The sequence below is a fragment of the Streptomyces sp. NPDC046859 genome (assembly GCF_040645135.1).
Lineage (GTDB): Bacteria > Actinomycetota > Actinomycetes > Streptomycetales > Streptomycetaceae > Streptomyces.
The window spans coordinates 18,220-39,540 of the sequence record NZ_JBEYXR010000039.1 but is presented as its reverse complement, the minus strand read 5'-3'; the positions used below and the strand labels follow the sequence as shown (position 1 = coordinate 39,540).

The 21,321-nt window shown below is 70.8% G+C and carries 18 protein-coding genes and 4 pseudogenes; 12 read left to right on the top strand and 10 right to left on the bottom strand.

What is annotated here, in order from left to right; all coding sequences use genetic code 11:
* The first annotated feature begins 4 nt into the window (after window positions 1-4).
* The 3 genes from ABZ899_RS34265 to ABZ899_RS34255 are packed head-to-tail and all read left to right on the top strand — an operon-like array spanning window position 5 to window position 3,604.
* Window positions 5-1,375, top strand: coding sequence for an NtaA/DmoA family FMN-dependent monooxygenase (locus tag ABZ899_RS34265; protein ID WP_361354166.1), 1,371 nt, complete (start codon window positions 5-7; stop codon window positions 1,373-1,375).
* Complete coding sequence (locus ABZ899_RS34260) at window positions 1,372-2,463, top strand: LLM class flavin-dependent oxidoreductase (RefSeq protein WP_361354163.1); 1,092 nt, start codon at window positions 1,372-1,374, stop codon at window positions 2,461-2,463. The genes ABZ899_RS34265 and ABZ899_RS34260 overlap by 4 nt, the downstream gene beginning before the upstream one ends.
* Window positions 2,456-3,604, top strand: a complete 1,149-nt coding sequence (locus tag ABZ899_RS34255) for an LLM class flavin-dependent oxidoreductase (RefSeq protein WP_361354160.1) — start codon at window positions 2,456-2,458, stop codon at window positions 3,602-3,604. The genes ABZ899_RS34260 and ABZ899_RS34255 overlap by 8 nt, the downstream gene beginning before the upstream one ends.
* A 265-nt stretch (window positions 3,605-3,869) precedes the next feature.
* Here the strand turns inward: ABZ899_RS34255 and ABZ899_RS34250 are convergent, their stop codons facing one another.
* Window positions 3,870-4,373, bottom strand: a complete 504-nt coding sequence (locus ABZ899_RS34250; protein WP_361354157.1) for an AAA family ATPase — start codon at window positions 4,371-4,373, stop codon at window positions 3,870-3,872.
* A gap of 4 nt (window positions 4,374-4,377) precedes the next feature.
* Window positions 4,378-5,305: pseudogene (locus ABZ899_RS34245) on the bottom strand (LysR family transcriptional regulator).
* Window positions 5,306-5,442: 137 nt separating this feature from the next.
* On the opposite strand from ABZ899_RS34245, the gene ABZ899_RS34240 reads away from it, so the two are divergent.
* The 8 genes and pseudogenes from ABZ899_RS34240 to ABZ899_RS34205 all read left to right on the top strand — a co-directional run bounded on the left by ABZ899_RS34240 (window position 5,443) and on the right by ABZ899_RS34205 (window position 11,947).
* Window positions 5,443-5,523: a putative leader peptide gene (locus tag ABZ899_RS34240; RefSeq protein WP_361354199.1), complete on the top strand. Its 81-nt coding sequence runs from the start codon at window positions 5,443-5,445 to the stop codon at window positions 5,521-5,523.
* Between the two features lie 175 nt (window positions 5,524-5,698).
* Entirely contained in the window at window positions 5,699-6,835 is a 1,137-nt protein-coding gene (gene sfnG, locus ABZ899_RS34235; protein WP_361354154.1) for a dimethylsulfone monooxygenase SfnG, read from the top strand.
* Between the two features lie 41 nt (window positions 6,836-6,876).
* Window positions 6,877-7,434: an NADPH-dependent FMN reductase gene (ssuE, locus tag ABZ899_RS34230; protein WP_361354151.1), complete on the top strand. Its 558-nt coding sequence runs from the start codon at window positions 6,877-6,879 to the stop codon at window positions 7,432-7,434.
* Complete coding sequence (locus ABZ899_RS34225; protein WP_361354147.1) at window positions 7,431-8,627, top strand: SfnB family sulfur acquisition oxidoreductase; 1,197 nt, start codon at window positions 7,431-7,433, stop codon at window positions 8,625-8,627. Before ssuE ends, ABZ899_RS34225 begins: the two co-directional genes overlap by 4 nt.
* Before the next feature lie 33 nt (window positions 8,628-8,660).
* Complete coding sequence (locus ABZ899_RS34220) at window positions 8,661-9,818, top strand: LLM class flavin-dependent oxidoreductase (RefSeq protein ID WP_361354144.1); 1,158 nt, start codon at window positions 8,661-8,663, stop codon at window positions 9,816-9,818.
* Between the two features lie 395 nt (window positions 9,819-10,213).
* Window positions 10,214-10,609, top strand: a complete 396-nt coding sequence (locus ABZ899_RS34215) for an acyl-CoA dehydrogenase family protein (RefSeq protein ID WP_361354141.1) — start codon at window positions 10,214-10,216, stop codon at window positions 10,607-10,609.
* A 582-nt stretch (window positions 10,610-11,191) separates the two neighbouring features.
* Window positions 11,192-11,434, top strand: coding sequence for a hypothetical protein (locus tag ABZ899_RS34210; RefSeq protein WP_361354202.1), 243 nt, complete (start codon window positions 11,192-11,194; stop codon window positions 11,432-11,434).
* 52 nt (window positions 11,435-11,486) lie between these two features.
* A pseudogene (locus tag ABZ899_RS34205) lies at window positions 11,487-11,947 on the top strand (Rrf2 family transcriptional regulator).
* Window positions 11,948-12,253: 306 nt separating this feature from the next.
* On the opposite strand, the gene ABZ899_RS34200 reads toward ABZ899_RS34205, so the two are convergent.
* The 8 genes and pseudogenes from ABZ899_RS34200 to ABZ899_RS34165 form a co-directional block, all read right to left on the bottom strand.
* Window positions 12,254-15,052, bottom strand: coding sequence for a fumarate reductase/succinate dehydrogenase flavoprotein subunit (locus ABZ899_RS34200; protein WP_361354138.1), 2,799 nt, complete (start codon window positions 15,050-15,052; stop codon window positions 12,254-12,256).
* Entirely contained in the window at window positions 15,049-15,843 is a 795-nt protein-coding gene (locus ABZ899_RS34195) for an ABC transporter ATP-binding protein (RefSeq protein WP_361354135.1), read from the bottom strand. Before ABZ899_RS34195 ends, ABZ899_RS34200 begins: the two co-directional genes overlap by 4 nt.
* Window positions 15,827-16,759 carry an ABC transporter permease gene (locus ABZ899_RS34190; protein ID WP_361354132.1) on the bottom strand — a complete coding sequence of 311 codons (933 nt, stop codon included), beginning with the start codon at window positions 16,757-16,759 and terminating at the stop codon, window positions 15,827-15,829. The genes ABZ899_RS34195 and ABZ899_RS34190 overlap by 17 nt, the downstream gene beginning before the upstream one ends.
* Window positions 16,756-18,102, bottom strand: a complete 1,347-nt coding sequence (locus ABZ899_RS34185; RefSeq protein ID WP_361354129.1) for an ABC transporter substrate-binding protein — start codon at window positions 18,100-18,102, stop codon at window positions 16,756-16,758. Before ABZ899_RS34185 ends, ABZ899_RS34190 begins: the two co-directional genes overlap by 4 nt.
* 14 nt (window positions 18,103-18,116) lie before the next feature.
* Window positions 18,117-18,344, bottom strand: coding sequence for a ferredoxin family protein (locus tag ABZ899_RS34180; RefSeq protein WP_361354126.1), 228 nt, complete (start codon window positions 18,342-18,344; stop codon window positions 18,117-18,119).
* Window positions 18,345-18,377: 33 nt separating this feature from the next.
* Window positions 18,378-19,166, bottom strand: a complete 789-nt coding sequence (locus tag ABZ899_RS34175) for a GntR family transcriptional regulator (protein ID WP_361354123.1) — start codon at window positions 19,164-19,166, stop codon at window positions 18,378-18,380.
* A 337-nt stretch (window positions 19,167-19,503) separates the two neighbouring features.
* Window positions 19,504-19,656 (bottom strand): annotated as a pseudogene (locus ABZ899_RS34170) (ABC transporter permease); the annotation flags it as partial.
* Between the two features lie 130 nt (window positions 19,657-19,786).
* Window positions 19,787-20,314, bottom strand: a pseudogene (locus ABZ899_RS34165) (ABC transporter permease subunit); the annotation flags it as partial.
* On the opposite strand from ABZ899_RS34165, the gene ABZ899_RS34160 reads away from it, so the two are divergent.
* Entirely contained in the window at window positions 20,314-21,249 is a 936-nt protein-coding gene (locus tag ABZ899_RS34160) for a LysR substrate-binding domain-containing protein (protein WP_361354119.1), read from the top strand. The pseudogene ABZ899_RS34165 and the gene ABZ899_RS34160 overlap by 1 nt on opposite strands.
* Window positions 21,250-21,321 lie beyond the last annotated feature (72 nt).

The following is a 21,321-nucleotide window of genomic DNA, read 5'->3' as shown; positions in this document are numbered from 1 at the left end:
GACCATGAGCAAGCCGCTGAAGCAGATCCACCTGGCCGCGCACTTCCCCGGCGTCAACAACACCACCGTGTGGAGCGCCCCGGAGGCCGGCAGCCACATCGAGTTCAGCTCCTTCGCGCACTTCGCGCGCACCGCCGAACGCGCCAAGTTCGACTTCCTCTTCCTCGCCGAGGGGCTCAGGCTCCGCGAACAAGGCGGGAAGATCTACGACCTGGACGTCGTCGGCCGCCCCGACACCTTCACCGTCCTCGCCGCGCTCGCCGCCGTCACCGAGCACCTCGGCCTGACCGGCACCATCAACTCCACCTTCAACGAGCCCTACGAGGTCGCCCGCCAGTTCGCCAGCCTCGACCACCTCTCCGGCGGCCGCTCCGCCTGGAACGTCGTCACTTCCTGGGACGCCTTCACCGGTGAGAACTTCCGCCGCGGCGGCTTCCTCCCGCAGGAGGAGCGCTACTCGCGGGCGAAGGAGTTCCTCGCCACCGCGAACGAGCTCTTCGACTCCTGGCACGGCGACGAGATCCTCGCCGACCAGTCCACCGGCACCTTCCTGCGCGACGCCAAGGCCGGCTCCTTCGTCCACAGCGGACAGCACTTCGACACCCACGGCCAGTTCAACGTCCCCCGCTCCCCTCAGGGCCGTCCCGTCGTCTTCCAGGCCGGCGACTCCGAGGAGGGCCGCGAGTTCGCCGCCTCCAGCGCCGACGCCATCTTCAGCCGCCACGCCACCCTGGAGACCGGCCAGGCCTTCTACACGGACGTCAAAAACCGCCTCGCCAAGTACGGCCGCCGCCACGACCAGCTGCTGATCCTGCCCGCCGCCACCTTCGTCCTCGCCGACACGGACGCCGAAGCGGAGGAACTGGCCAAGCTGGTGCGCCGCCAGCAGGTCAGCGGGGCCACCGCCCTCAAGCACCTGGAGTTCGTCTGGAACCGGGACCTGTCCTCCTACGACCCGGAGGGACCGCTGCCCGACACCGACCCGGACATCAGCGACCATCACATCTCCCAGGGCCGCGCCCAGGTGCGCATGTACCGCGACCCTCTGGCCACCGCCCGCGAATGGCGCGAACTGGCCGCCGCCAACAACTGGTCCATCCGCGACCTGGTCATCAACACCGGCAACCGCCAGACCTTCGTCGGCTCCCCGCAGACCATCGCCAAGACCATCAACGACCACGTCCAGGGCGACGTCAGCGACGGCTTCATCCTCGTCCCGCACATCACCCCCGGTGGTCTCGACGACTTCGCCGACAAGGTCGTCCCGCTCCTGCAGGAGCAGGGCGTCTTCCGCACCGCCTACGAGGGCACGACCCTCCGCGACCACCTCGGCCTCTCCCACCCCGAGTCCGTCGACGACCGGGTGGCGTCGTGAAGTTCCTCGCGATCACCCTGATCGTGCACCGACCGGATCCGGTCACCGGGGTACAGAAGTCGACCCACGACCGCTTCCGCGAAGTACTCGACAGCGCCCTGCTCGCCGAGGAGCTGGGCTTCGACGGCTTCGGCGTGGGGGAGCGCCACGAGCGGCCGTTCATCTCCTCCTCCCCGACCGTCGTACTCAGCCATGTGGCCGCCCTGACGAAGCGGATCCGCCTGTTCACGGCCGTCACGACGCTCAGCCTGCTGGACCCGGTGCGCGCCTACGAGGACTACGCCACCCTCGACCACCTCTCCGACGGCCGGCTCGACCTGATCATCGGCAAGGGCAACGGCGCCGCCCAGCGCGACCTGTTCCACGTCACGCCCGAGGACCAGTGGGACCGCAACGCCGAGAGCTACGAGGTCTTCCGGAAGATCTGGCGTCAGGACAAGGTCACCGCCGACACCCGCTTCCGTCCGCCGCTGACGGACGCCGAGGTGTGGCCGAGGCCCTACCAGCAGCCCGTCCGGGTCTGGCACGGCAGCGCGACCAGCAAGGAGTCGGTCGACCTGGCCGCCCGCTACGGCGACCCGCTCTTCTCGGCGAACGTCACCCACCCCATAGAGCCGTACGCCGAGCTGATCCGCCACTACCGCGAGCGCTGGGACCACTACGGCCACGACCCGGCGCAGATCGCCGTCGGCGCCGGCACGGCGGGCATCCACGTCGCGCCCACCTCCCAGCAGGCCCTCGCCGCATACCGGCCGATCTTCGAGTCCAATCTGGCCTTCTTCAAGAAGGCGGGCCTGCCCGTCGTCTTCGAGACCCTGGAGGACTTCGTCGAACGCAGTTCCGCGCTGATCGGCAGCCCGCAGCAGGTCATCGACAAGATGCACCGCTACCACGAACAGCTCGGGCACACCGTGCTCCACCTGCACGCCGACGCGGGCGGGCTGACGCAGTCGCAGCACCGTGCCTCCCTCGAACTGTTCCAGTCCGAGGTCGCCCCCGTGCTGCGCCGCGAGATCCCGGACCCCCCGTTCGTATGGGGCCCCGTGCTTCCGACGCCACCGCTCACCCAGGAGTCCCTCCATGTCTGATGTTTCCCTCGGCGTTCTCGACCTGGTCCCGATCCCCTCCGGCTCGACGGCAGCCGATGCTCTGCGCAACTCGATCGACCTCGCACAGCAGGCCGAGCGCCTCGGATATGCCCGCTACTGGTTCGCCGAGCACCACCTCAATCCGGGCGTGGCAGGCACGTCACCCGCAGTCGTCCTGGCCCTGACCGCATCCGCCACCTCCACCATCCGGCTCGGCTCGGGGGCCGTGCAGCTCGGGCACCGCACGGCGCTGTCCACCGTGGAGGAGTTCGGTCTGCTCGACGCGCTGCACCCGGGCCGCTTCGATCTGGGCCTGGGCCGCTCGGGCGGCCGCCCGCCGGGACAGTCGGCCGCACCGTTGCCGGCGGCGACCCCGGTCCTCGACGGCCGCACCCCGAACGGCCTGTTGATCCCGCCCCGCTTCTCCTTCGAGCATCTGCTCGGGTCACCCCGCATCGCGCTGCAGCGCAGGCTGCTTATGCTGCCGGGCGCCGAGTCACAGGACTACGCCGAGCAGATCGACGACATCCTCGCCCTGCTCGCCGGCACCTACCGTTCCCCAGAGGGCGTCGAGGCGCACGTCGTGCCGGGGGAGGGCGCCGACGTGGAGCTGTGGATCCTGGGCAGCAGCGGTGGTCAGAGCGCCGCTGTCGCGGGCCGCAACGGTCTGCGGTTCGCGGTGAACTACCACGTCAGCCCGGGCACGGTCCTGGAGGCGGTGGAGGGTTACCGGTCCTTCTTCCAGCCTTCCGAGTTCCTCGACAAGCCGTACGTCAGTGTCTCCGCCGACGTCGTCGTCGCCGAGGACGACGCGACGGCCCGGGAACTCGCCACCGGCTACGGCCTGTGGGTCCGCAGCATCCGCACCGCCGAGGGCGCCATTGAGTTCCCGACGCCGGAGGAAGCGCGTGCCCACACCTGGACCGACGAGGACCGGGCCCTCGTCCAGGACCGCCTCGACACCCAGTTCGTCGGTTCACCAGGTCGGGTGGCCGACCAGCTGGAACAACTCCAGGAGGCCACGGGCGCGGACGAGTTGCTCATCACGACGATCGCCCATGACTACGCGGACCGGGTCCGTTCGTACGAACTACTCGCCGAGGAATGGCGCCGACGGGGACACTCCTTCCAGCCGAGCTGATGCTCGGGAGTACCCCACCGACCGGCTGCACGCGACGCTTCGGCGCGGCCCGCCTCGTCACCGCGCCGACAGCGGAAGACTTTATTGCGTGAAGTCCACCACGTGAAGACAACCATGCTGAGACGGCCCTGTGTTCGTCCTTCGCTGAGGCTCTCCGCTCGCGGCCCAGCGCCTCGACTTCGATCCCGACATCGAGGTGCAGGAACCGCCGGACGACCGTGACGACTTGGCCGAGCCGGGCGCTCGCACAGCCGCCCGGTATCGGTCAGCCTGATGCCAGGCTGCGGAGGAGCAGAGCCAGTGACTGTCGCGGGCTCTGTCCCGCGGTGTCGACGACGACGCGCTTGCGTTCCCACGGCTCGTACTCCCGGTCGACGACCTGCTGCCAGTCCGGCAACGGCAGGTCCGGAATGTCGACGGGCCGTGAGGTCACGCGGAGCCGGTGCTCGGCCGGGTTGGAGCAGACCACCTCCACCTCGAGGACAGACACCCCCGCCCCGACGGCCGTGGCCCGCCAGGCGTCACGCGTCATGCGCAGCGGGTTGACCGACTCCGCGATCACGGTCAGCCCCTGCCGCAGATGTTCCTCGGCCAGGGCGTATCCAACGACGTAACCGGCCGGTCCGACGGGGTGCTGTGCCAGCCCGGAACGGACGATCGCCTGCTCGATAGTGTCGACCCGCAGATGCACCGCACCGATCCGGGCCGCCAGGAGACGGGCGAGCGTGGTCTTGCCGGTGCCGGGCAGGCCACCGATGACGATGAGCACAGGATCACCCCTCCGTCAGCCGCCGCGAAGAAGCGCCGTACGCCTGAGCGTTGCGCACGAAGAGCTCGTGCAGGTCGCGGACTGCCCGCGGAACGGAGCCGGAATGGCGGCGCTGCAGTACCAGCAGTACGTCGGTCGCATCCCCCGCGAGCGGCCGCACAGTGATCGCGCCCCGTCGTTCCAGCGGGTCGCCGACGACGCTGAAGTCCGGCAGCACAGTGGCCCCCAGCCCCTCCGCCACCATCAGTTTGCCCATCTCCGCGCCGTCGGTGGAGTACGAGAAGGACGGAGTCCGGCCGCGCAGCAGCCGGTGCACGAAACGGTGCATCACATAGCCGGACCTCATCACGACCAGCGGCTCGGCCAGGAGACTGTCCGCGTCCACCGCATCCTTGGCCGCCAGCGGATTGTCCGGACGCACGCACACCACCGGCCTGCCGCAGAGCAACTCCGTCGTCTCGAAGCCGGGCGGCATGTCGTCGCCCCGGAGGTAGTTCACCAGCCCCAGGTCGAAGGCGCCGTCCAACAGCCCGCGGTGGATGTCGGCCTGCTGCGCGCCGACCAACTCCACCTGGGTGACCGGGTGCGAGGCCCGGAACTCGCGCACGGTCGGGATGACCAGCGGCACGGTAGCCGTGTTGACCGTGCCGAGCCGGACCATGCGGCTGATGCGGTGCTGGTCGCCGGCCGCGCCGCGCAGCCGGTCGACCGCGTCCAGCACGCTCATGATGTGCGGCAGCAGCTCGCGTCCCTCGTCGCTGATCTTCGCCCCCGGACCGTTTGCGCTCCAGCAGGTCCACGCCGAGCTCACGCTCCAGGTTGCGTACGGTCTCGCTGAGCGCGGGCTGGGACAGGTGCAGTTCCTCGGCGGCGCGCCGCAGCGAACCGAGCCGTGTGACGGCAGCGATGTATTCGAGCTGTTCGATACGCACGAACAAGAGACTCACCCCTCCCGGGACCGGGTTCAAGGGAATCCCTGTCACAACCTCGTGAATACCGACTCTCACGATGTGGAATCACATCCGGGCATTCTTGACCGGCCGGACTCCCTCCTGATTCCATCGGTGGCATGAAGCGACAGGACCTCACGCGGCGACGCCACGTCGACCTTGCGCGTGTTTCTAGCGCTTCCTGTCGCTGTTGGGCCTGAGCGCACCCGAGGGAAACCCTCCCACCCGCTCCCTGTATGACTTCCTTCCGTGGATTCCCGTACCGGCCTGTTTCCGTCGTGACGACGGCTTTCCCGGATACGCCGCTCCAGCGTGCCTGAATTCCGCGGAGCTCATTTGTCCTGCCCGCGCAGCATTCTCCTGCCAGGAGTTCCCATGCCCGCATCCTCCGTACACCCCGGATCCGACCCCGTCCGCTTCGCCTACTGGGTGCCGAACGTCAGCGGTGGCCTCGTCACCAGCACCATCGAGCAGCGCACCGACTGGGGCTACGACTACAACCGCGACCTCGCCGTCCTCGCCGAGAACAACGGCTTCGACTACGCGCTCAGCCAGGTCCGCTACATGGCCAGCTACGGCGCCGAGTACCAGCACGAGTCGACCAGTTTCAGCCTGGCCCTGCTGCTCGCCACGCAGCGGCTCAAGGTCATCGCCGCCGTGCATCCCGGCCTGTGGCACCCGGGCGTCCTCGCCAAACTGGGCGCCACCGCCGACCACCTGTCGAACGGCCGCTTCGCCGTCAACGTCGTCAGCGGCTGGTTCAAGGGCGAGTTCACCGCTCTCGGCGAGCCCTGGCTGGAGCACGACGAACGCTACCGGCGCTCGGAGGAGTTCATCCGGGCCCTGCGGAAGATCTGGACCGAGGACCACGCCGAACTCGCCGGTGACTTCTACCGGTTGCGTGACTTCTCCCTCAAGCCCAAGCCGCTGAACACCCCCGAGCGCCCGCACCCGGAGATCTTCCAGGGCGGCAATTCCACCGCCGCCCGTGCCATGGCCGGCCGCGTCTCCGACTGGTACTTCTCCAACGGCAAGGACTTCGACGGCGTCACCGAACAGATCCAGGACGTCCGTTCTTCCGCCGCCCAAGTGGGGCGTACGCCGCCGAAGTTCGGCCTCAACGGCTTCCTCATCGCCCGCGACACCGAAGCCGAAGCCCGCGAGACGCTCCGCGAGATCGTCGCCAAGGCCGACACGCAGGCCGTGCACGGCTTCCGCGACGCCGTCCAGCAGGCCGGTCCGTCCACCGCCGACAGCAAGGGCATGTGGCAGGACTCGAGCTTCGAGGACCTCGTCCAGTACAACGACGGCTTCCGCACCGGTCTGATCGGCACCCCCGAGCAGATCGCCGAGCGGATCGTCGCCTACAAGCGACTCGGCGTCGACCTCTTCCTCCTGGGCTTCCTGCACTACCTGGAGGAGGTCGAGTACTTCGGCAAGCGGGTGCTGCCCCTGGTGCGCGAACTGGAGGCACAGGAAGCCGAGTCCGAGCCCGCCGCCGCCCACGCCTGACCGCGGCCCGCACACGAAACGACGAACCGAAAGGTCCTCCCATGGCCACCATCCTGTCCGTCTCCGGAAGCCCCTCCGCCACCTCCCGCACCGCTCGGCTGCTGCGCCACCTGGACGAGCGGCTCATCGCGCAGGGGCACGAGGTGATCCCGCTGGACGTTCGTACGCTCCCCGCCGAGGCGCTGCTCGGCGCCGACTTCGCTCACCCGGCGATCGTCCGGGCCACCACCCTGTTTGAGCAGGCGGACGGGGTGGTGATCGGTACCCCCGTCTACAAGGCCGCCTACTCCGGACTGCTGAAGTCCCTGCTCGACCTGCTCCCGCAGTACGCGCTGGCGGGCAAGACGGTCCTCCCGCTGGCCACTGGCGGCACCACCGCCCACGTCCTGGCCATCGACTACGCCCTGCGCCCGGTGCTGGCCTCCATGGGTCCTGCGCACATCACGCCGGGCTGGTTCACGCTCGACAAGGACATCACGGTGGGCGAGGACGGCACGCTGACCGTCGCGCCGGCATCGGCCGAGGCTCTGGCGCAGGTCACGGACCAGTTCTCGGCCGCGCTGGGCGGCCGGACGACGCTGCTGGCGGCCGCCGGATGAGCGTCGCGCACGTCATCGCGGACGACGTCGAGGCCCTTGCCGTGGCGGCGGAGCTGGCCGCGGACTTCCGCAAGGGTGCCGCCGAGCGGGACGCGCGGCGCAGGCTCCCGCACGCGGAGCTGGAGCGCCTGTCCGCCTCCGGGCTGCTCGCCGTTACCGTGCCCGCCCGGTTCGGCGGCGCGGACGTCCGTGCGGACACGCTCGCCGAGATCTTCCGGCTGCTTGCCGCCGCCGACGCCAGCCTGGCCCAGATCCCGCAGAGCCACTTCGTGTACGTGGGCGTGCTGCGCCGGCAGGGGACCGACGAGCAGCAGGAGTTCTTCTTCGGCGAGGTACTGGCCGGCAAGCGGTTCGGCAACGCCCAGTCCGAGGCGGGCACCCAGCACGTCCAGGACATCCGCACCCGCCTCGCCCGGCTCCCGGACGGGTCGTACGTACTAGACGGCGTCAAGCACTACTCCACCGGCGCGCTGTTCGCCCACTGGATCCCCGTCCTCACCCGCACCGAGGACGACACCCTGCAGGTGGCGTACGTGCCGCGCGACGCGCCCGGCCTCACGGTCGTGGACGACTGGGACGGCATGGGACAGCGCACCACCGCCAGCGGAACCGTCCGCCTGGAGTCGGTGCCCGTGCCCGCCGACCGCGTCGTGCCGCACCACCTCACCTTCCAAGGCCCTCAACTCCACGGCGCCGTAGCTCAGTTGATGCACGCGGCCATCGACACCGGGATCGCCACCGGGGCGCTGGCCGAGGCGGTGGAGTTCGTCCGCTCCAAGAGCCGCCCCTGGTTCGAGAGCGCCGCCGAAGGGCACGCGACCGCCGCGGAGGATCCGCTGCTGATCCAGCGGTTCGGCGAACTGGCGATCAGACAACGGGCTGCCCAAGCGTTGCTTCGCGAGGCCGCCCGCGCGGTCGACGACGCCCGCGCCGACCTGACCGACGACTCGGCCGCCGAGGCCTCGATCGCGGTGGCCACCGCGAAAGTGGCGGCGGCCGAGGCCGCCGTGGAGGTCGCCAGCGCCCTGTTCGAGGTCTCCGGCACCCGCTCGGCACTCGACTCCCTGGGCCTGCACCGCCATTGGCGCGACGCGCGCACCCACACCCTGCACGACCCGTCACGCTGGAAGGTCCAGCACATCGGCCGTTTCGTCCTCAACGGCACCAAGCCGCCCCGGCACGGCCTCCTCTGACGAACGCTGACGAAATCCGATCGGAGCCCCCACGTGTCCCTCACCTTCCACTGGTTCCTGCCCACCAACGGCGACAGCCGCCACGTAGTCGGCGGCGGCCACGGCACCCCCGCCACGGAGTCCGGGCGCGACCGGCCGCCGACGGTCGCCTACCTGAGCCAGATCGCCCGCGCCGCCGAAGATCTGGGCTTCGTCGGGGCGCTCACCCCGACCGGCGCCTGGTGCGAGGACGCGTGGCTGACCACCGCCATGGTCAGCCAGAACACCGAGCGCCTGAAGTTCCTCGTCGCCTTCCGCCCCGGCTTCGTCTCGCCGACGCTCGCGGCGCAGATGGCCTCCACCTTCCAGCGGCAGACCGGCGGACGGCTCCTGCTCAACGTCGTCACCGGTGGCGAGAGCCACGAACAGCGGGCCTACGGCGACTTCCTGGACAAGGACGCGCGGTACCGCCGTACCGGCGAATTCCTGGAGATCGTGCGGGGGTTGTGGGAGGGCAAGACCGTCGACCTGTCCGGCGAGCACCTCCGGGTCGAGGACGCGAAGCTCGCCCGGGTGCCCGACCCGGTACCCGAGGTGTACTTCGGGGGCTCCTCACCCATCGCCGGAGAAGTCGCCGCCAGGCACGTCGACGTCTATCTCACCTGGGGCGAGCCGCCCGCCGCCGTTGCCGAGAAGATCGCCTGGATCCGGGAGCTGGCCGCCCGGCAGGGCCGTACCCTCCGCTTCGGCATCCGGCTGCACGTCATCACCCGCGACACCTCCGAGCAGGCCTGGGCCGAGGCGGAGCGGCTGCTGGCGGGCTTCGACGCGGAGACTGTGCGGCAGGTGCAGGCCGGGCTTGCCCGCAGTGAGTCGGAGGGACAGCAGCGGATGCTTACCCTGCACAGGGGTGGGAGCCGGGACGGGCTGGAGATCCACCCCAACCTGTGGGCGGGCATCGGGTTGGTGCGGGGCGGGGCGGGGACCGCCCTGGTCGGCAGTCACACCGAGGTCGCCGAGCGGATCAAGGAGTACGCCGCGCTGGGCATCGAGGAATTCATCTTCTCCGGGTATCCGCATCTTGAGGAGGCGTACTGGTTCGGCGAGGGCGTGCTGCCGAAGCTTCAGGCGCAGGGTCTGTGGCGGCACCCGTACGGGCAGCCGGTGGCCCCCGCCGCCCAGGTCCCCTTCGCTGGTGCCGAGAGCGCGTGATGACCCAGGTGATCGCCGACGACGCCGAGGCGGTCGCCGTCGCCGCCGAGCTTCGCCAAGTTCGCCCGCGAGGCCGTCCTCCGCGACGCCGAACACATCCTTCCGCGCCCAGAATTCGACGAACTGTCGGACTCCGGGTCGCGAACTCGCCATCCGCGGGCGTGAATCAGCCGGAACACCCCAGCATTCCTAATTTTCCTATCAAATTACTAGGGAGTATGGACGGTGGTCGAGGAGGAGGGTGAGGATGATGAAGTCGACGCGTCACCGTGCACCGCTGCACTCCCATGCTGCCTCGCAGGTCACCGCGTCGTCCTCGGTCCCCTGAACGAAGACGCCATGACCACAGCACTGGGCTGTAGCGACAGCCGCAGCCGCATGAAGCGGGCGAGGACATGACGGTGACGGCGGGCGAGGTGACCGACGCGGGAGCCGGGCAGGCCGACTGGCTGCGCATAGCCCGTGAGATGGCGGACGACCTGGCCACGGACGCGGTCGAGCGCGAACAGGCCGGCAAGGCACCGGTCGATGAGGTGGCGCGGTTGCGCGAGTCGGGACTGCTGACACTGCCGGCACCGGCCGAACTCGGGGGAGGCGGTGGGGACTGGCTCACGGCCTACGCGGTCATCCGGACCGTGCCGCGGCTGACGGAGCCATCGGTCACCTGCTGGGCAACCACTACTTCCTGTCCTGCAGCGCCGGTTCTTCGCCGACCGCACCCGTGCCGCCCGCATCGAGCGGGAGTCGACGGCGGGGCAGTGGTGCTGGGGAGGCGGTATCGCCTCACATGAACCACCACTCATCCTGACCCCCATCTCGGGCGGCTGTCTGCTCAACGGCGACCAGAGGTACGCCACCGGAGCCGGGATCGCCGACCGGCTGGTGGTTCGGGCCGCCAAGTACGGCACCGGTGAGCCGTTGGCCGTCGTGGTCGACCCCGCCCGCTCGGACGTCGTGGGCGGCAGCAGCGGGGACGCCTTCGGCCAGCGGCTGGCGGCCGGTGGCGGCGTGGAGTTCGACTCCGTGCCGGTCGCGGCCGACGATGTGCTCGGCTCCCTCTCGCCGGACGAGGGCATCCTGTCACCCTTCGCTTCTCTGGCCGCGCCGACCGCGCGTTTGGTCTCCGTCCAGTTCTGTCTTGGCGTGGCAGAGGGCCTGCTGGCCGAGGTTTGCGAGTGCGGACGGGGCCTGAGGTCCCCCTGGCAGCCCTTCTCGCCTCAGCCCTGGCCGGACAGCCCGCCGCAGGATCCGCACGCGCTGACCGTGTACGGCGAGCTCACCGTCGTCGCCCGTGCCGCGTCCGCCCTGGCCGAGCAGGCGGTGGACGCCCTGGAGCGCGGCCTCGTACAGAGGGAGGATCTCGACGACGAGGAGTGCGCGGAGATCGCCGTCCTCGCGAGCGTGGCCGAGTCTGCCGCCTCCCGGGCTGCGCAGGAGTCACCACCCGTGCCCTGGACGTCATCGGCGCCGACGCCGCCTCCGCGCGGCACGGCTTCGACCGCTTCTGGCGCAACGCCCGGACACACACCCTGCGCGAGCCGGTCGCCCACAGACTGCGCGAGGTGGGCGACTACTTCCTCAACGGTGCGCACCCACCCTTCGCCCTTCCCGCCTGACCCGGGGGCGACCGGTGCGGGGGCCGACACGACGGTGATGGATAACCGCGGCATGCGGATCTCGGCGCGGGCGGACTATGCGGTGCGGGCGGCACTGGAGTTGGCCGCAGCAGGGAGCGAAGCCTCACTCAAGGCCGAGGCGATCGCCGCGGCTCAGGGCATCCCGCACAAATTCCTGGAGGGCATCCTCGGCGACATGCGCCGGGGGCGGTCTTGTGGTCAGCCAGCGGGGCGGCAAGGGCGGCTACCGGCTCGCCCGCCCGGCGGAGTCGATCGCCATCGCCGACGTCATCCGCGTCGCGGACGGCCCCCTGGTCTCGGTGCGGGGAGTGCGCCCCACCCGAGCTCTCCCACTGCGGTCCCGCGGAGTCGCTGCTGCAGCCGTGGATCGCCGTACGCGCCAACGTGCGCAAGATCCTCGGTGAGGTAACCCTGGCCCACGTGGCCGCGGCCAAGCTGCCCGACGAGGTCCTGAGCCTCGCGGAGGACCCCGAGGCCTGGACAAATCCCTGACCGAGACCGCCGCTGCGCATCCGGACTACCCGAGCGGCCACACTCGTACGCGGGCGCCGCGCAGACCGTGCTGTCGGCGCTCGCAGGCCGACGTACCGCCCCGTTCGTACTGACCAGCCCCACCGCGCCGGGCGTCACCCGGACCTACACCGCCTGGAAGCAGCTCTCGGACGAGAACGTCGACGCCCGGGTCTTCTCCGGCATCCACACCCGGTCGGCCGACGAGGCGGGGATCACGCTCGGCAGGAACGTGGCGGTACGTTCTGCAGAACACGGGACGCCTCCTGGCCGCACGGCAGATCGCGGTCACAGCCCCCGGGCCGCGTACGCCCTGACGTCCGCGTCCGGGTCCGAGGTGACCGTGGCGAGGGCCGCCCGGGCCTCCGCTGTGCCGTTGTGCCGGGTCAGGGCGAGCACCGCCGCCTTGCGTACGTCGGCGTTGGGGTCGGCGAGCGCCTTGGCGAGGGCGGACACGGCCGTGTCGGCGGGCGCGGCGGACAGGGCGGTGGCGGCACCGGCCCGGACCTGCCACGCCGGGTCGGCCAGCGCGGCCACGGCACGCGCGGCGAGCGGGGCCGGGCAGCCGACGGTGGCCAGCGCGCCGAGCGCGGCACCGCGGACTAGGGGGTCGCTGTCCTCGCTGAGTTGGCCCAGGGTGCCGGTGAGCAGCTCCCGGCCCCTCGCGGCAAGGGCCGCCGAGCCGACGGCGGCCAGTGCCTTGGCCACGGTGACGCGGACCTCGCGGGAGGGGTCGGCCGCCGCAGCGGACAGCGGTTCGACCGCGTCGACCGAGACGAGCGCGCGAACAGCTTCGATACGGACGGCGATGTCGGGATCGTCCAGTGCCCCGGCGAACACGCCGGCGTCACCTAGGCGCAGGGCGCGCAATACGTCGAGGGCGGCGGCGCGGACCACCGGGTCGGCCTCGGCGACCGCGGCGGTGAGGGCGGCACCCAGGGCGGGTTCGGGCGGGAGGGCCTCGACCAGCTCGCGCAGCGAGGCCGCGGCGGTTGCACGCACTTCGGCGTCGGGGTCGCCGAGGGCGCCGGCCAGGGCCTGCCCGGTGCCGGGCGGCACCGTCTCGGTGAGGACCGAGACCGCGGTGCGCCGCACGGCGGCGTCGAAGTCGGTCAGGTAGGGCTCGATCGCTGCGAGTTCCGGCTGCTCATCGGCCAGTTCCAGCAGCTCCAGGAGCCGGGGCGAGGCGGTCTCGCCAGAGCCGTGGTCGACCGGCCCGGCGACACGTGCGGAGGTCGGCCCCGTGGCGACCGGCGCCACGTCCCGGGACCCGGCGGTGGCCACGTTCTCGGCGTGGACCCCGCCGATGTGCCGGGACGGTCCGCCCACCGGCGTGAACTCGTCGACGGGAACCAGATAGGGAGCGACGGGACGGGCCGTGAACTGCATCGAACCGGAGGGGGACTTGTGCAGATCGAGGTGGTGGAACCAGGAGTCGTCGTCGCGCCGGGGGTGGTCCAGTCGGTCGTGGTAGAGGCCCCAGCGGGACTCGGTGCGGGCCAGGGAGGCGCGTGCGGCCATCTCCGCGCAGTCGCGGATGAAGGTGACCTCGGCGCAGCGCATCAGTTCGTGCGGGGTCCGGGCGCCCATCGCGGCGATGTCTTCGTGCATCCGCTCGAAGGCCTCCAGGGCCAGGGAGAGACGGGCGCCGGACTTCGGCGGGGCGACGTAGTCGTTCACGAAGCGGCGCAGTTTGTACTCGACCTGGGGCTGCGGCGGGCCGTCCGGGTTGCGCAGCGGACGGTAGATCAGCTCGTGCGCCTCGCACAGCTGGTCCTGCTGCAACTCGCCATCGTAGGCCTGGTACTGGGACGCGTCCGCCCCGGCCAGGTCACCGAAGACGAACGCGCCGATCATGTAGTTGTGCGGGACGCAGGCTAGGTCGCCGGCGGCGTACAGCCGCGGCACGGTCGTACGGGCGTGGTCGTCCACGCGGACGCCCGAGGCCGAATGGCCGCCGCACAGGCCGATTTCCGAGATGTGCATCTCGACGTCATGGGTGCGGTAGTCGTGGCCCCGGCCGGCATGGAACGTGCCGCGCGTCGGGCGCTCGGTCGAGTGCAGGATCGACTCCAGCGCCGCGATCGACTCCTCTGGAAGGTGGCTCAGCTTCAGGTAGACCGGGCCCCGATCGCTCGCAATCTCGGCCGCGAACTCGGCCATCATCTGGCCCGACCAGTAGTCGGAGTCGACGAAGCGTTCGCCGTGCCGGTTGACCTGGTAGCCACCGAAGGGATTGGCGACGTAGGCGCAGGCCGGGCCGTTGTAGTCCTTGATCAGCGGGTTGATCTGAAAGCACTCGATGCCGGTGAGCTCGGCGCCGGCGTGGTAGGCCATGGCGTAGCCGTCGCCGGCGTTGGTGGGGTTCTCATAGGTGCCGTAGAGGTAGCCGGAGGCGGGCAGGCCGAGGCGGCCGCAGGCGCCGGTCGCCAGGATCACGGCGCCCGCGCGCACCACCACGAACGCGCCCGTGCGGGTGTTGAAGCCGACCGCCCCCACCGCCCGCCGGTCCTCGCCCTCGCCCGCCGTCAGGACCCGCACCGGCATAACCCGGTTCTCGATGCGGATCCGCTCGCGCATCTCGCGCCGCCGCAGCTGCCGGTACAGGACCTTCTTGACGTCCTTGCCCTCCGGCATCGGCAGCACATAGGAGCCGGACCGGTGTACCTGACGGACCGCGTACTCGCCGTGCTCGTCCTTCTCGAACTTCACGCCGTACGACTCCAGGCGCTGCACCATGGCGAAGCCGCGGGTGGCGGTCTGGCGGACGGTGGACTGGTCGACGATGCCGTCGTTGGCGCGGGTGATCTCGGCTACGTAGTCGTCGGGTTCGGCGCGGCCGGGGATGACGGCGTTGTTGACGCCGTCCATGCCCATGGCGAGCGCGCCGGAGTGGCGGACGTGGGCCTTCTCCAGGAGGAGGACGTTCGCGCCGTGCTCGGCGGCGGTCAGGGCCGCCATGGTGCCGGCTGTGCCGCCGCCGATGACGAGGACGTCGCAGACCAGTTCCTCGGCGTCGGTGAGAGCGGGGATCCTCAGGGACTGCGAGGGAGTGTTCGCGAGGGGGTTCACCTGGGTGCCTTTCACGTGCCGAGCGAGGTGAGGACGTCGCGGCGCAGGGCCACGCGGGCCGGGTCGTCGAGGGCCGTGCGGTCGCGCGGGCGCGGTACGTCCCGTACGGCGAGCAGGCGGCCGGCGCCGAGGAGGGCGACGCGGTCGCCGAGGAACAGGGCCTCGTCCACGTCGTGGGTGACGAAGACGACGGTCGCTCCCATGCCGTGCAGGACCTCCACCAGCAGGTCCTGCATGCCGGCCCGGGTCTGGGCGTCGAGTGCGCCGAACGGTTCGTCCATGAGGATGACGCGCGGACGCCCGGCCAGGGCGCGGGCCAACTGGGCCCGCTGGCGCTGCCCGCCGGAGACACGGTGGGGCAACTGCCGGGCGTGGTCGACGAGTCCGACCCGGGACAGCCACTCCTCTGCCTGGACGCGGCGCTCGGAGCGCGGGACGCGGCGGATGGCGAGCGGGAGTTCGACGTTGGCGCGCAGGGTGCGCCAGGGCAGGAGGGCGTCCTCCTGGAAGATCAGGGCGCGTTCGGCCGAGGGACCGGCCAGGGGCTGTCCGTCCTGGCTGATCTCCCCGGCGAGCGAGGGCAGCAGACCCGCCAGGGTGCGCAGCAGGGTCGACTTGCCGCATCCGGAGGGTCCGACGACGGTGAGGATCTCACCCCGCGCGATGTCCAGCTCGACGTCGGCCAGAACAGGCGCGTCGGGGCGGCCGAGCGTGGCGGCGTGGAGGATGAGCCGGGTGCCGCGAGGGGACGACGGCGTCCGGTCCACCGTACGGAGTTGGGGCTTGGTGTCAGACGAGGTGCTCATCGCGTGCCTCCTGGGTGTCGGAGGGCTGTTCGGTGCGTACGGCGGCGGGAGCCGGCCTGGCGGGCGCGAGCGCACGCGGTGCCGTCGGCCGGGTTCCGGGGATGTACGACGTGCGGGGCAGCCAGCGCGTCAGGCGACGGCCCAACAGCTCGACGGTCGTGGAGGTGAGCCAGCCGAGGACGCCGATCGTGACCATGCCTACGAAGACACCGGGGTAGTTGACGATCGTGTAGTCCTGCCAGGTGCGGTACCCGACGCCGTACTGGCCCGAGATCATCTCGGCGGAGATCACGCAGATCCACGAGACGCCGATTCCGACCGACAGGCCGCCGAGGATGCCGGGCAGCGCGCCCGGCAGGACGACCGATCCGAGGATCCGCCAGCGCCCGCCGCCCATCGTGAGCACGGCCTCCTCCCACACGGGGGTGAGCGCCCGGACGGAGTGCCGTGTGGAGACCAGGACTGGGAAGAAGGCCGCGGTGAAGGTGATGAAGACGATGCCCTGTTCGTTGGAGGGGAAGAGGAGGATCGCGACAGGCACCAGGGCGATTGCCGGTATCGGGCGGACCACCTCCAGCAGCGGGCCCAGCAGGTCCTCGGCCAGCCGGGAGCGCGCCACGAGCACGCCCCCTGCCACGCCCAGCGCCGCCGCCAGCAGGAAGCCGGTGACGATGCGGGTCAGGCTGGCTGTGAGGTCCGTCCAGTAGTCCGCCCCAAAGAGGCGGTCGGCGAAGGCGTGGGCCACGTCAGTGACCGTGGGGAACTGCGAGAAGCGCAGCCACAGGTCGACGTCCAGGCTGGTCAGCGCCTGCCAGAGGCCGAGGGCGGCCGCGAGGGCGGCCACCCGCAGCGCATACCGACCGATCGGCGGGAGCGGCCGCCGGTACCGTCCCACTCGCGGCGCGGGCCGGCTCATGCGGCACGCTCCAGGGCGTCGGCGTAGGTGATGACGCGGGCGTCGCCGTGCGCGGAGACGTACGCCTGCGCGGTCGCCGGGGCGACGAAGGGCAGGAGCCTGTCGCCGTCGGCGACCCAGACCGCCTTGTCGGCGAACCAGAGGGTGCCGGTGGTGGCGTCGGGCACGTAGGCGGCGCGGATGCCGTCGCGGTGGGCGGCCACGTACCCCAGGAGCTCCGCCGGGGACTTGAAGGCCTTGGTCTCCTCGGCGCTCTTCGGCCAGACCTCGCTCGTGGAGGCCGGGGGCTTGGCGGCGAGCTGCTTGGCGTACGAGGCGCCGAGGGCCTTCTTCACGTACTGGTCGTCGACGAAGGAGTCCACGTCGATGTCGCCGGTCAGCTTGGCCGCCTTCAGGACCGACACGTCCTGCTTGAGGGCGGAGATCAGCTGCGGCTTGACTGCCGGGTCGAAGGTGGAGATGCCGTGCGCGCCGTTGTAGAGGTAGACGACCTCGGCGGGCAGACCGGTGGCTTTCGCGACCTTCTCGGCGGCGGCCACGGGGTGCGCGTTGAGGTAGTCGGTGGCCTGCGCCTGGGCCTTGAGGAAGGCATCCAGGACGGCCGGGCTGTTCTTGGCGAAGTCCTGGCGGGCGGTGACGCCGTGGAAGGTGGGCAGGTTGAGCTGGGCGCCGTCGTAGAGGGCCTTCGCCCTGCCCTGGTAGGTGAGCAGGCCGGGCCAGGCGACGAACTGCGAGAGGGCGTCCGCGCTGCCCGCGGTCAGGGCCGACGCGCCCACGGCGGGCTGCTGGTTGAGCTTCTCGATGCCGTCGTTCGGGTCGATGCCGGCGCGTTGCAGGGCCCGTACGAGGGTGCCGTCGGCGGCGGAGCCGACGCTCGTGGAGACCTTCTTGCCCTTGAGGTCCTTCAGGGAGGTGAGCTTGGAGCCGGGGGCGGTGACGATGGTGTTGAGGCCGCCGCGGAGGTTGTAGCCGGTGACGGAGACCAGGTGGGTGGGGCGGTTCAGCTGCTTGCCGCGGGCGGCGTTGATGAGCAGCGGGAAGTCGCCCATCGAGCCGATGTCGATCTTCCCGGCGGTCATCTGGGCGGTGATGGGGGCGCCGGTGGCGTAGTCCTGCCAGTCGACCTTGTAGGTGCGGCCGTCGCCGAGGGAGTTCAGCTGCTTCTCGAAGTAGCCGAGGGAGCGCAGGAGCGTTCCCGCGGTGACGGTGTTGATGGTCTTGGACTGGTAGCCGACGGTGACCGTGACGGTGGAGCCGTCACCGCCGGCTGCCGCGTTGCCGCCGCAGGCGGTGAGCGGCGCGAGGAGCAGGGCGGAGGCGGCGGCAAGTGCTTTACGTTTCATGGGAGTTCGGCCTCTCACCGGAGCAGGTAGGGCATGTTCACCGTCACGGCTCCGGTGGGACAGCGGGCCGCGCACGGGCCGCAGTACCAGCACTCGTCGACGTGCATGTACGCCTTGCCGCTGCTGTCGTCGATGGCGAGGGAGTCCAGCGGGCACATGTCCACGCAGAGCGTGCAGCCGTTGATGCACTTCGACTCGTCGATGGTCACGGGCACGTCGGCCCGCTGGGGTGCCAAGGGCATGGCTGTCTCCAAGAATGTGCGCGAGCGGGGTGTTTACAGCGACCGGTGCAGCAGACCGCTCATCGAGATGCGGTCGCCGCGGAAGCGGATAAATTCCAGGTCGACGGGACGTCCGTCGGCGAGGTACGTGAGACGTTCCAGCATCAGGACGGCCGCACCGCGCGGTGCCTGCAGTACGGCGGCGGAGTGGACGTCCGCGTTCACCGCCTCCAGGCTGATCTCGGCGTGACCGAGATGCTGGCCGGTGAGCGTCTCCAGGAGCCGGAAGATGTCCGTGTTCTCCAGGTCCTCGCCGAGCAGGGCGGTGCCGACGTCGAGGGGGATGTACGTGAGGTCGAGGGACAGGGGGAGGCCGTTCAGCTGGCGCAGACGTTCGATGTAGAGGACGTCGGTGCCGGGTGGGACGTGCAGGCGATCGGCCACCGGGGACGGGGCGGGGACGGGGCCCACGGTGCGGACCTCGTTGGTGACATGGCCGTGTTCGCGCAGGATTTCTGCGAGGCCCATCAGGCGGTCGAGTCCGTGGGAGTACTTCTGGGCCACGACGACCGTGCCGACGCCGGGGAGGCGTTCCACCAGGCCCTCGGCGCGCAGGAGGTCGAGGGCCTGGCGAACGGTGTTGCGCGAGGCGCTGTAGTCCGTGGCGAGGGTCGTCTCGTGAGGAAGCGCGCCGTCCGGGAATTCCCCGGCCAGGAGCTGGTGGCGGAGCAGGTCGGCGAGCTGGCGAGCCCTGTCCGCACGCAGCCGCCGCCGCGCACGGTGGGCGGCGACGATGGTCGCGCCCTGGCCGGCGTGGTCTCGGATGCGGTCGGCGGATGACATGTTTCGGACCATACCTATCTGGTAGGGAAAGCGGTGTTGCTGGAGTGTTGCGCCACCTGACACAGCACCAGATGCCCGCCTGAACTGGGGGTTCGTCGAACAGGCGGGGAGATCTGCCAGCGCCGCGGTCTACGGCCCAGGAAAGCCGACGAAGCGATCAGCGCGAGATTTCGCAAAGCTGAATCTCCCTACGCGCCCCAAACGCGGGCAGGGCCCGCCCCCTCCGCACACGACAGCACCGGCTCGCTGTGCGGCTATGACGCTTGTGCGGGCCGGTGCCGTGTGCGCGTGGCTGACGGGTCGGGCGCACACTCCGTGTCGCTCGGGATCCCTTCGCTCAGCGGGTGACCAGCAGGCCGCGGCTGTGCAGCACCCACCGCTCCAGCGGGCTGAAGATCAGCAGGTCGATGGCGATGCCGACGAGCAGGGCCAGGAAGATGGCCAGGAACACCTGCGACATGCTGGAGTTGTTCCGCCCGTTCTCCAGCAACTAGTGCCATGTCAGGCAACGTTTGCCCTGTCCGCTCCCGGCACCTCGGGGCTATGTTCCCCGTCGATATGTCCGCCGTTCGGGGGCGCGGCAACGACCAACGTCGCAAACGTTGCCTGACGCGGCACTAGCCCAGACCGACGCCCAGATCGGGCGAGGAGGCGATGATCTCGGCGGCCATCAGAGACCGCCAGGAGAACGCCCAGCCCTGCTTGAGCCCCGCCAGATAGCCGGGTAGTGCCCCCGGCATCACGATGTGCCGCGCCTCGCGCAGGCCGGTCGCGCCCATCGTCCGGCCGGCCCGCAGGAACAGCGGCGGGATCTGGTCGATGCCCGCGACGAGGCCGTTGGCGATGGACGGGACCGCGCCGAGCAGGATCACGGCGTACATCATCGAGTCGTTCAGGCCCAGCCAGATCACCGCGGGCGGCACCCAAGCCACCGACGGCAGCGACTGCAGGCCGGACAGGATGGGGCCGATGGCCGCCCGGACGAACGCCACCCGGGCGACCAGCAGGCCGAGCGGCGTACCGATGACGAGCGCCAGCAGGAAGCCGAGCAGACCACGCGAGATGCTGGTCCAGATGTAGCCGAGCAGAGTGCCTTGGACCCAGGCATCGCGCACCTCGCCCCACACATCGGACGGCGAGGGCAGCTGTGGGGCGACGTTCGCCCGGCTGCCCGGTCGTCGAACGCGACGGCCGCAAGACCCGGTTCACAGCCCATGGCGCCCAGCTGCTTCAGGAGGCTCGGCTGATCGTCGGAACGCATGACGCGGGCGTGCGCAGGCTGCTGGGCGAGGACGGCCCAGGCGCCGAGACCGCCGTCGTCGGCGTCACCGAGCACGGCGCCGACCAGATCCTCCCGGTGCTCACCGAGGCGGTACGGGAGGTGCGGCCGGGCGCCGAGATCCGGTTCCGGATCGACCGCTCGGCGCGACTGACGGACGCGGTCGACCGCGGCGAGCTCGACCTCGCCGTCTACGTCACCGAGGCGACCGCCGCGGCCGGTACCCCCGTGGACGGACTGCCTCTGCGCTGGTACGCCGCTCCCGGCTGGAAGCCGCCCGTCGCCCCCGCCCCGCTGCCGCTGGTCGCCATCAACGAACCGTGTGTCATCCGCCGCCGCGCCCTTGCCGCGCTGGCCGCCGACCACACCCAGGCCACCGTCGTCGCCGAGGCCGGATATCTCGCGGGCGTCCCGGACGCGGCCTGCGCCGGACTGGGCGCCGCCCTGCTCGCCGTGTCCGGCGGCCAGCACCCCGAGGGGCTGACCACGGTCGAGGGCCTGCCCGCTGTTTCTCCGGTACGGCTCAGCGCGCCCCGGGCATGGTGCGGACTCCTCGCTGAGGCGCCGCCATCGAGGCGGTCCGCGCACTGCTCGCCGGCTGCGAGATCGGCCACGCGGCCTGACCGCACCGGTGATGGAAGGGGCTGCGCTGGACCTCGGCAGCGACGCTGTCCGAGTCGTCGTATGGCCGCCGCCACTGCTGTGGCCCCGCCCCGCCCACACCCGCCCCTCACGCGCACCTACCGCGTTTCGGCCGCGTCGAAGCTGTCGCGCGCCGTCGCCGTCCTATGCCCTCAGCGATGACTGGACCGGCAGGATCGTCAGCACCCACACTCCCGACATCCTGAGGGACCCAGCCCGGAAGTTCGGTGGCAA

Bases quoted from the DNA above. Each gene is read 5' to 3' on its own strand.
- ABZ899_RS34265 (WP_361354166.1), top strand. From the start codon at position 5: ATGAGCAAGCCGCTGAAGCAGATCCACCTGGCCGCGCACTTCCCCGGC.
- ABZ899_RS34255 (WP_361354160.1), top strand. From the start codon at position 2,456: ATGTCTGATGTTTCCCTCGGCGTTCTCGACCTGGTCCCGATCCCCTCC.
- ABZ899_RS34240 (WP_361354199.1), top strand. From the start codon at position 5,443: ATGAAGCGACAGGACCTCACGCGGCGACGCCACGTCGACCTTGCGCGT.
- sfnG (WP_361354154.1), top strand. From the start codon at position 5,699: ATGCCCGCATCCTCCGTACACCCCGGATCCGACCCCGTCCGCTTCGCC.
- ssuE (WP_361354151.1), top strand. From the start codon at position 6,877: ATGGCCACCATCCTGTCCGTCTCCGGAAGCCCCTCCGCCACCTCCCGC.
- ABZ899_RS34225 (WP_361354147.1), top strand. From the start codon at position 7,431: ATGAGCGTCGCGCACGTCATCGCGGACGACGTCGAGGCCCTTGCCGTG.
- ABZ899_RS34215 (WP_361354141.1), top strand. From the start codon at position 10,214: ATGACGGTGACGGCGGGCGAGGTGACCGACGCGGGAGCCGGGCAGGCC.
- ABZ899_RS34195 (WP_361354135.1), bottom strand. From the start codon at position 15,843: ATGAGCACCTCGTCTGACACCAAGCCCCAACTCCGTACGGTGGACCGG.
- ABZ899_RS34190 (WP_361354132.1), bottom strand. From the start codon at position 16,759: ATGAGCCGGCCCGCGCCGCGAGTGGGACGGTACCGGCGGCCGCTCCCG.
- ABZ899_RS34185 (WP_361354129.1), bottom strand. From the start codon at position 18,102: ATGAAACGTAAAGCACTTGCCGCCGCCTCCGCCCTGCTCCTCGCGCCG.
- ABZ899_RS34180 (WP_361354126.1), bottom strand. From the start codon at position 18,344: ATGCCCTTGGCACCCCAGCGGGCCGACGTGCCCGTGACCATCGACGAG.
- ABZ899_RS34175 (WP_361354123.1), bottom strand. From the start codon at position 19,166: ATGTCATCCGCCGACCGCATCCGAGACCACGCCGGCCAGGGCGCGACC.